General features: G+C 74.4%; 2 protein-coding genes. One reads left to right on the forward strand and one right to left on the reverse strand.

The genetic code is table 11. The annotated features are described in order from the left end of the window. On the reverse strand, nucleotides 1–1,408 hold a 1,408-nt coding region (locus GTW40_RS14395; RefSeq protein ID WP_202485882.1), incomplete at its 3' end, for a SpoIIE family protein phosphatase. A gap of 508 nt (nucleotides 1,409–1,916) precedes the next feature. Between GTW40_RS14395 and GTW40_RS14400 the strand changes: the two genes are divergently transcribed. After that, on the forward strand, nucleotides 1,917–2,582 hold the full coding sequence (locus tag GTW40_RS14400; protein ID WP_161180572.1) for a bifunctional DNA primase/polymerase: 666 nt from the start codon (nucleotides 1,917–1,919) through the stop codon (nucleotides 2,580–2,582). The last annotated feature ends 141 nt before the right edge of the window (nucleotides 2,583–2,723 follow it).

Raw genomic sequence — 2,723 nt, forward strand, 5'->3', positions numbered from 1 at the left:
GCGCGCGCGGGACGCTCGCGGCGGCCGCGTGCAGCCGGGCGAAGGCGCGGTCCATGGCCTCGCCGGTGCGGTGCAGCAGTCCGTCGGTGTAGAGGAGGAGCGTCTCGCCGGGCTCGGCGTGGAACTCCAGGCTGGGCGCCTCCCAGCAGGCGAGCATGCCGAGCGGGGCGGAGACCGAGGTCTCGGCGAACTCGGTGCGCCGCTCCCCGACGATCAGCGGCGGGCTGTGCCCGGCCCCGGCCAGGGTGATCTTGCGCAGGGCGGGCTCGCAGTAGGCGAAGAGCGCGGTGGCGGAGCGGGCGGGCTCGGTCAGCCGCAGCAACAGCTCCAGGTCGGACAGGACGGCGACCGGGTCCTCGCCCTCCATCACGGCGTAGGCCCGCAGCGAGGCGCGCAGTCGGCCCATGGCGGCGACCGCGCCGGGCCCGGAGCCGGTGACGGAGCCGACGGAGAGGCCGAGCGCGGCGTCCGGCAGGGGCAGGGCGTCGTACCAGTCGCCGCCGCCGCGCGGCCCGGTGCGGTGCCGGACGGCGAGCTGGACGCCGGGCACCCGGGGCAGTCGCGAGGGCAGCAGCTCCTCGGTGATGGTCGCCGCGTACGCGCGAGTGCGCTCCACCTCCAGGAGCAGGGCGAGATGGGCGGCGGCGTGCCGGACGTACAGCCCGATCAGATGCCGGTGGTGTTCGTCGGGCGCGGCCGGTTCGTCGTAGAACCAGACGGCGGTGCCGAGGCCGCTCCCCGGCTCGGACGTGAGCGGGAGCGCGTAGCAGGCGGCGTAGCCGAGGCGGGTGGCCACCTCGCGGTGGCGGGGGTCGAGGCCGTCCTCGGCGAACAGGTCGGCGCGGACGCTCTCGCCGTCGAGCGTGGTGTGGAGGGGGCCGTGCGGGACGGTCTCCAGATGGCCGATGTCGGCGCGGCCGAGACCGAGTCCGAGGGTGGTGCGCGGGCCGGGTCCGTCGCCGGGTTCCAGGACGACCAGGCCGCGGCGGGCGCCGACCAGGGCGGCACCGGCGCGCAGCAGTTCCTCCAGTGCGGCGTCGAGGCCGGTCGTGCGGCACAGGCGCTCGGTCAGCTCCTGGAGGGTGGTGAGGTCCGAGACCCAGCCCGCGAGACGGTCCTGGAGCAGGGTGCCGGGGGCGGGCGCGTGGGGGACGGTGACGGCGGGTGCGGCGGGCGCGGTCCCCGGGACGGGACCGGCGTCCGGGGCGGGAGACACGGGCGCGACAGTGTGGGCGGGAGTGGGAACAGTGGGATCGATTCCGGCCACTTTCGCGGGGTGCGGGGCGGTCATGGCGTCCGGCTTCCGGGCTGGTGCGTTGTGCTGAAAAGCATCGCGAACCCCCATGTCATTCTGCGCCGCTGGCAGTGTCTCCACATGTACACGGACTCGTGAGGGGATGTCCAGCATTGTCCTGCCGGTATTCCTGGTGTCCATGCGTCTGACGTGCTTTTCCTTCGATGCCCTTGCCTTACTGGCAAGTTGGCTTGAAACTGCCTCGGGTAAGGCTCCTCTGCGGTCGACTGGCCCTGCTCCACGGAGCGTCACAGCGGTCGTGATGGGTACGTACTCGGAGAAGGCCAGGGGCGGTTGGGCAAGGGCCCGGAACCTGGCGGCGGACCCGGGCGTCATAACCACCGACGGCCGAGCCCCATCCTCCCGTGGCGGAGGCGGAGAGAAACACGCGCGACGGCAAAACGCCAGGCTTCGCCACCCCCGCGCCGCAGCCGTACTCCTGCTGGACGCACCACGGACGCGGCCGACGCTCGACCCCCGGGGGGCTCTTCCCGCCGCGCGCGGGGGCGTGATGCGCCACAAGGTACGCACAGTGAAGTGATCGACACATGATGTGATTCCACGGTGTTGCCAGCGGTGCAACGGTGTTGCCCAGCGGTGCAACGGAAAGGAACGAGCGCTCATGCGCGAGATCCTCGGAAGGCGACGCGGGCGGCTGCCCGGGCGGGACGAGTCCGGGCCGGATCTGCTCGGCGCGGCCCTGACCTTCGCGACCGAGTGGCGGTGGCCGGTACTCCCGGGCGTGGCGCCGGACTCCGGCGGCCCCGTCCGCTGCTCCTGCCCCGACCCCGACTGCACGGTGCCGGGCGCCCACCCCTTCGACCCCGGCCTGCTCGCGGCCAGCACCGACGCCCGCATGGTGCGCTGGTGGTGGACCAGGCGGCCCGCCGCGCCGATCGTCCTGGCCACCGGCGGCCAGGCCCCGTGCGCGGTCAGCCTGCCCGCGCTCGCGGCGGCCCGCGCCCTCACCCTGCTCGACCGGCGCGGGATGCGGCTCGGCCCGGTGATCGCCACGCCGGTCCGCTGGGCGATCCTGGTGCGGCCGTACTCCATGGAGCAGCTGGGCGAACTCCTCTACGCCCAGGACCATGTGCCCGCCTCGCTCCGCTTCCACGGCGAGGGCGGCTATCTCGCCCTGCCCCCCTCCGAGACCGGCCAGGGCGCCGTCCGCTGGGAGCGCGCCCCGCTGCCCGGCTCGGCGCGGCCCTGGGTGCCCGACGTGGAGGCCGTGGTGCCCACGGTCGTCGAGGCCCTCACTCGTACGGGTGTGAGCGCGCCCGAGTTGTAGGGGTGTCGGGCGGGAGCGGGCCCGGATGCCCTTCCGGGCTCGTTATGTTCCGCCCATGCTGCGAATCCCCGCCGGCCCCGGTGGCCGGGCCCCCGCCCGGCTGCGTCTGCTGACCCTCGCGGGTCTCGCGGCGGTCGCGGT

The organism is Streptomyces sp. SID4985 (assembly GCF_009863025.1).
In the GTDB taxonomy this organism is placed as follows: Bacteria; Actinomycetota; Actinomycetes; order Streptomycetales; family Streptomycetaceae; genus Streptomyces.

What these genes read in the sequence shown, in the direction of transcription:
- GTW40_RS14400 (WP_161180572.1), top strand. Translation starts at nt 1,917, where the DNA reads ATGCGCGAGATCCTCGGAAGGCGACGCGGGCGGCTGCCCGGGCGGGAC.